At 39.9% G+C, this 6488-nt stretch carries 5 protein-coding genes; 1 reads left to right on the top strand and 4 read right to left on the bottom strand.

The features are described 5' to 3' along the window. Positions 1-89: 89 nt before the first annotated feature. Positions 90-944: a GAF domain-containing protein gene (locus VB715_RS10490; RefSeq protein WP_323301144.1), complete on the bottom strand. Its 855-nt coding sequence runs from the start codon at positions 942-944 to the stop codon at positions 90-92. Between the two features lie 389 nt (positions 945-1333). On the opposite strand from VB715_RS10490, the gene VB715_RS10485 reads away from it, so the two are divergent. Next, the gene (locus VB715_RS10485) at positions 1334-1912 is read left to right on the top strand and encodes a DUF1997 domain-containing protein (protein ID WP_323301143.1); all 579 of its coding nucleotides are present in this window, start codon (positions 1334-1336) and stop codon (positions 1910-1912) included. Between the two features lie 12 nt (positions 1913-1924). Here VB715_RS10485 and VB715_RS10480 read toward each other — a convergent pair whose 3' ends face one another. From VB715_RS10480 to VB715_RS10470, 3 genes are all read right to left on the bottom strand, one after another. Then, positions 1925-2521 carry a ribonuclease HII gene (locus VB715_RS10480; protein ID WP_323301142.1) on the bottom strand — a complete coding sequence of 199 codons (597 nt, stop codon included), beginning with the start codon at positions 2519-2521 and terminating at the stop codon, positions 1925-1927. Positions 2522-2689: 168 nt separating this feature from the next. Further along, entirely contained in the window at positions 2690-4675 is a 1986-nt protein-coding gene (locus tag VB715_RS10475) for an Rne/Rng family ribonuclease (protein WP_323301141.1), read from the bottom strand. A gap of 655 nt (positions 4676-5330) precedes the next feature. Continuing rightward, positions 5331-6488: an IscS subfamily cysteine desulfurase gene (locus tag VB715_RS10470; RefSeq protein WP_323301140.1), complete on the bottom strand. Its 1158-nt coding sequence runs from the start codon at positions 6486-6488 to the stop codon at positions 5331-5333.

The following is a 6488-nucleotide window of genomic DNA, read 5'->3' as shown; positions in this document are numbered from 1 at the left end:
ACTCGATAAGTAAGCGTAAGCATACTGGTTCGATGAAGCAACTAGGGCAAGTGAAGCGTCAAAAATCTCAAAGTAAAGTAGATGGGGATTCAGAAACCCCGTCCGTCTTTACGGCGGGGTAGTTCATTTAAAGAAATAGCTAGAGTTGCTGCTACTCCCATATTTTGTAAATATTCAATATGTATGTGAGAAACACTCCTTAAAACGGCATCACTTAAATCTAGGGGTTGATTGTCCAAGGGATGAAAATGAGGGATAATATTAACAGATTCAGCCTGGACATCAACAATTAATCTTAACCAGTGTTTAAAATATAGTTCTCTCGCTTGTTTGGGAATATCTGAAGCGGGATAATGTAATCCTAAAAATGCTTCTAATTCCGGTTTTTTATCCTCAGCAATGACTACCCCATGATCATCCTCTTGAAACTGATAAATCATCACCCGATCATATCCAGTAATACATCTTACTTCTTTAACAATTAATTGGGTTAGTTCCTCAAAACTACTTGATTCTTGAATTTCTGATAAAGAGGATTTTAATAATTGGTAAAAACTCAAGGGATAACTCTTTTTTTCTACCTGAATTGGTTCAATTTCTAAAATTAATCCTTGATGAGTTCGATGGACAATACCTTGATATTTTTTCTGATTATAAGTTAAAGAAAAAGGATTATAATGCTCAATATTTTTATGATTTAAACAATGAATTAAAAAATCAATATCGCTGTTTGATAAAAAATCAGTTAAAGGATTACCTAATAATAATTGAGGTTCAATATCCCAGACATCTTTAGTATTATCGCTCACCTGTTGAATGATTAAATCTGGTTCTTCTAAGCAGAAAAGAATCCCATAAGATTGAATTTTTCCCAGGATATGAATGGGTTCTTTCTCACAATTCGTGATGTCAATAACAATAGAATTAAAATTATTTTGCGTCATAACAGACTTATAGTTGTTAACTAAAAAAAAATTTTTTTACTAAAAAATTAACAGGATATACTAAAAAATTCAATTATATTATATGATTATAAAACTTCAACTCCTTTTAAACTTAATAAAAATTATCTAAGGACAATTTCTGACCTAATATTTTACAGTCAATTAAATTAGTTTCAGTCTTCTTGATTCTCTCAATCTCAAAGGGAGTATAGCATCTATGTATAGCAATGGGGTTATTTTGTCAATATTTCCCCGATAAATCTTAATTTTGTGGCAAAACCTTGGCATGATTACACCGGAAAGGGTATGATCACCGAATCAAAGACTTTGATTCTTTAAGAATTGTAAAGTAAAATTAAGATAGACAGCTAAATTGTAACAAGTTACTCATGGATGTTCATTTCACTGCTTCCGAATCATTATCCTTAAGGGTAGAAGATGCGCCTATTCCCATTCACCACTATTTGAGACAGCCAGAAAGGTTAGTTAAGGCGATCGCTGAACCAAAATTAATGGAACAGTTATCAGACTGTCAATTTCGCCTTAAAATGCGTCCTTTAAACTTTATGGACATTTATCACTTTCAACCCACGGTTGTTTTAGGGGTTTGGTCTGATAGTAAAGGAACAGTTTTTTTACGATCTGAAGATTGTGAAATTCTTGGAATTGACTATATTAATAATCGATTCTCTCTCACCCTAAAAGGTAAGCTAGTCCCCCTAAAAAAAGACGGTAAGACCTATCTACAAGGAACCGCTAATTTAGCCGTTAAAGTGAATTTACCTCCTCCCCTATGGTTAACGCCTAAACCCTTCTTAGAAATGGCAGGAAATGGACTATTAAAAGGGGTTTTAAATCGAATCAAACAACGATTACTCAATCAATTATTAAAAGATTATCATCACTGGGTCTATTCTCAATCAGAGGAATTAAGGGAAATCAGTAATCAGTTACCAGTCACCAGTTAAATCAACGATTAACTATTTACGACAGGGACGAAAAGAAAGACGATGTTGAGGTGAGGGGCCGCATCTTTGTAAGGCGAGACGATGTTTTTCGGTTCCATATCCTTTATTTTTAGCTAAATCATAATCAGGATATTTAGGGGATAAACGAACCATTAATTCATCTCGCCAAACCTTAGCTAAAATACTAGCAGCAGCGATCATAGGTGATTTGCAATCGCCGCCAATAATTGCTTCTTGAGGAATAATAAGATCAGGAATTTTTTGTTTTCCATCCACTAAACAAAGTTGAGGGACAACTAATAATTTAATAACCGCCCGTTTCATGGCCAATAAAGAAGCATTTAAAATATTAAGGCGATCAATTTCTCGAACAGAAGCATAAGCAATGTAATAAGAAATGGCTAAATTTTTAATGTCTCTAGCCAAGATTTCGCGGCGTTTTGCCGAGAGTTGTTTACTATCTTTGACCCCCATTGCTTGAAGTTGAGACATTGCCGAAACCGGAAACACAACGGCAGCAGCTACCACCGGGCCAAATAATGAACCCCTTCCGACTTCATCCACACCAGCAATTAAGGTTTTGGGATTCAATAATAAATCTTGAGACACAGCATTTAATATTATCAATGTTCACGTGCGCCTAAGAAAGTTTTTTTGTGGACTCTTCAGAAATCCCCGTCTCTTTAGAGCGGGGAAGCTTAAAAAAAAGGGGTAAGATTTAACTCACCCTCAGCATTAAAACTTCGGCTCCGCTCAGTTTTAACATTCAATTAAACTTTAGTCATCCGTATCTATAGCAGAAGAACGACGACGACGACGACGAATTACAGGTTTAGCGGTTTCCGTTTCCTGGCCTCGAATATCGTCGAGATCCTCTTTTTCCTCCTCTGTGGCCAATGGTTCGAGAGAATTAGTCATTGTCTCTTGGGGTAAATCCAAAACCATCTGGGTTTCCATTATTTTCGGCCCTTCCGTTTTCCCTGTTGTTTCTGGTTCCTTCTCACCATTTTTCGTCGGTGAATCTTCTGGCAATTTAACTGAAACTAAGACAGACTTAGGATCTTTAAACTCTTGGTTGAGACGGACTAAAGGAGAAATTCCCATTAAGGCATAAACATCCTGTTCCACTGGAGTCATTTCTACAGAAACCTTTTCCATTGGAACTTCTTCCCGTCTGATATGGCGTTGACCCCGTTCTCGGCGGGGTTCGGCCTCGGTTTCCGTGCCATTGCTATAGTCAATCTCTTTGGTTACAACAGGGTTAACTACTTTCACCGGAGACTCCTCTTTAATCAGGAGATTGGTGGGTTGGCGACGACGACGACGACGGTTATTGACTCCACTTCCTTGTTCTTGATAACTGGGATGGTGTAAGAGTTCTAGTTGACTCGCTGCGTCGTTAAAATCCTCATCAAAGGAAGATTCCCCAAAGGGTTCATTAAACTCTACTGGTTTTTCGATGGGTTTAATAACAGGGGCGGCAGGGGGTGGCGCAGTGGCCGATGATTCTAAGGCCACTAATTGAGATTCCCCTGGTAGATGGGCCAAATGTCCCAACCCACCACAACTTGGACAGGGTTGACCAAATAATTCGTAAATATTCTTACCTTGACGCTTACGGGTTAACTCTACTAATCCTAATTCAGAGAGTTGGGCAATTTGGGGCCTGGCTTTATCGGATTTTAAGGCCTTGTTGAAATGTTCCAACAGCTTGATTTTGTCGCGCCGTGAGTCCATATCAATGAAGTCAACGATAATCACCCCCCCAATATTGCGTAAACGCAACTGGCGGGCAATTTCTGTGGCAGCTTCACTATTCGTCCACAGCACGGTTTCCCGTGAGGTGGCGGAACGGGTAAAAGAACCGGAGTTCACATCAATGACGGTAAGGGCTTCTGTGGGTTCAATGATAATATAACCGCCAGAGGGTAAGTCTACTCTCGGTTTTAAGGCCTCTCGCACGGCGGCATTGACACGGAAATAGTCTAAAACCGACATACTTTCCCGATGATGGTCAATTAGGACCCCTGAAGGGATCTCTCCCCCACTCCAATTGCTTAAATGCTGTCTAACCCGTTTGATACCGGAGGGGGTGTCTACCACAATGCGGTTAACATCCGCGCTGTACATATCCCGTAATACCCGCTGAATAAAGTCGTCATCACGGTTTAACAGGGACGGAGCGCGGGTTGAGGTGGCTTGAATTTGAATGGACTCCCATTGCCGTTGTAAGAAGTCTAAGTCCTCTATAATCGCATCTTCGGCTTTGCCTTCGGCTTCGGTACGAACTAATAAGCCCATTCCGGCGGGTTTAATTAAAATGGCTAAGGCCCGTAAACGACTCCTTTCATCATCATTGCGAATGCGTCGAGAAAGATTTACTCCTTTGCCATAGGGCATCAGCACTAAATACCGCCCAGGTAGGCTAATATTGCCCGTTAACCTTGGCCCCTTGTTTCCGGTGGGTTCTTTCATAACTTGAACCAGCACTTTTTGTTGGGGGGTCAATAATTCTGTAATGGCCCCGGCACTCCGTTTGAGACGCAGGGGCCCTAAATCAGTGACATGAATGAATCCGTTGCGCTCCGCATCTCCAATATTAACAAAGGCGGCATCAATGCCTGGAATGACATTTTCAACTACTCCTAAGTAAATATCACTGACTTGTTGGTTGCCTGTGGCTACCACTAATTCTTGTATCTGATCTTCCCAAAAAACAGCAGCAATGTGGTGTTGCTCTGCGATAATAATTTGCTTTGGCATGCAATTCCCTCAAACTTTTGTAAGAGACGATGACACTTTATCGGTCTAGTGTCGGTTGCTTGAATTTGGCGAAAAACTGTTTAAAATAAAACATTTGACATCAAGTCAACACAAAGCGGAAATGAATTTGACTCATTTTTATCCTTAACCTAACGTCAACTCTGTAATTAAGCTGACCATCTCATTGGAAGAAGTAACTCGTCCTCTTGGGGGTGTCTCTACCCATCTAAAAACGAGAATGTTTATTCAATATTTAGGAAAATCCTCTGCTGGAATAAACTCGCACTTCACTGGCATTTATAAAAGACGCTTTTTTAGGTGGATAACCATGAGAACAGAACCAAGATAAAGACATTTAAGTTTTATCGGTTTTTTTTGATCGCAATGACTGACAATCTTGTCAGTCGGAGAGTTGTGCTTTGGATATGTCGTCCTCGCTAGCAGGGACACTTTGACCTGTCTTTTGGTGGCCACCATCAAGGTAAACGGCACAACTTTAGATTATTTTAACCCGAATATAACCTGAAAGGTATTTTCATGACAAGAGAATATCTACGGAGGTTGGGGGTTGGGTGTTCGGGGTTGGCTGGAAAAGCCTACTGTCACTCGCAATGTCTCAATTTGGTCGGGGTTGAAATTATCCCTATGCCCTTGTTCAATTGGCTTGACGAAGTGATTCAATGGTAGTGATCACCCCTTTAGCCACTGTGTCAATTTCTTCCGTCGTAGTAAACCTTCCTAACCCAAACCTTAAGGACGCATAAGCCAGCTTGTCTGAATTTCCTAGTGCTTTGAGGACATGGGAGGGTTTGGTGGTGGTTGAGGTACAGGCAGAACCGGAAGATAGGGCGACAATTGTTTGTAATCCTAACAGTAAGGCTGACCCGTCTACTCCTTCTATACTAACATTAAGATTGCCTGGTAAGCGTTGGGTGGGATGACCATTAAGATGAATTCCTTCTAATTGAGTAATTTGTTTCCACAGGCGATCGCGTAATTCTCTTTGACGTTTTGCTTCTGTTTCTATCTCGTTTAATCCTAACTCAATGGCTTTACTAAATCCCACTATTTGGGGTGTATATAAAGTGCCGGATCTTATGTCTTTTTCTTGTCCTCCTCCATGTAATTGTGGGGCTAATTTTACCCTAGGATCACGACGACGAACATACAAGGCACCGATCCCTTTTGGCCCATAAAGTTTATGGGCCGTCAATGATAGTAAATTAAGGTTCATTGTTTGTACATCTAAGGGGATTTTTCCGATAGCTTGGGCCCCATCACTATGAAATAAAATTTGATATTTATGACAAATTTCTCCGATTTCTTGTAATGGTTGTATGACTCCTATTTCATTATTAGCTGCCATTACTGACACTAAAATTGTTTCGGGACGAATCGATTTTTCTAGGATTTCTAAATCAATTAAACCATCTTTTGTGACGGTAAGATAGGTGATTTCAAAACCTAATCCTTCTAAATAATGACAGGGATCTAAGATAGCGCGATGTTCTGTTTGGACAGTAATAATGTGTTGTCCTTGATTAAAATAAGCTTCAGCAACTCCTTTAATTGCTAAATTATTTGCTTCGGTTGCACCACTGGCAAAAATAATTTCTTCTGGGCTACAATTAATGGCATTAGCAATAATTTCTCTAGTTTTTTTAACGGCTGCTTCTGCTTCCCACCCGTACAGATGATTAATACTGGAAGGGTTGCCAAAATGTTCTGTAAAATAGGGTAACATGGCTTCTAATACCCTTTTATCCATTGGGGTTGTGGCGTGACAGTCTAAATAGATGGGACGTTGAGACAT

Source organism: Crocosphaera sp. UHCC 0190 (genome assembly GCF_034932065.1).
Classification (GTDB): Bacteria; Cyanobacteriota; Cyanobacteriia; order Cyanobacteriales; family Microcystaceae; genus UHCC-0190.
Note: the sequence above shows the minus strand (reverse complement) of the source record. Positions and strands in the feature narration are given on the sequence as shown.

What these genes read in the sequence shown, in the direction of transcription:
- VB715_RS10490 (WP_323301144.1), bottom strand. Translation starts at nt 944, where the DNA reads ATGACGCAAAATAATTTTAATTCTATTGTTATTGACATCACGAATTGT.
- VB715_RS10485 (WP_323301143.1), top strand. Translation starts at nt 1,334, where the DNA reads ATGGATGTTCATTTCACTGCTTCCGAATCATTATCCTTAAGGGTAGAA.
- VB715_RS10475 (WP_323301141.1), bottom strand. Translation starts at nt 4,675, where the DNA reads ATGCCAAAGCAAATTATTATCGCAGAGCAACACCACATTGCTGCTGTT.
- VB715_RS10470 (WP_323301140.1), bottom strand. Translation starts at nt 6,488, where the DNA reads ATGTCTCAACGTCCCATCTATTTAGACTGTCACGCCACAACCCCAATG.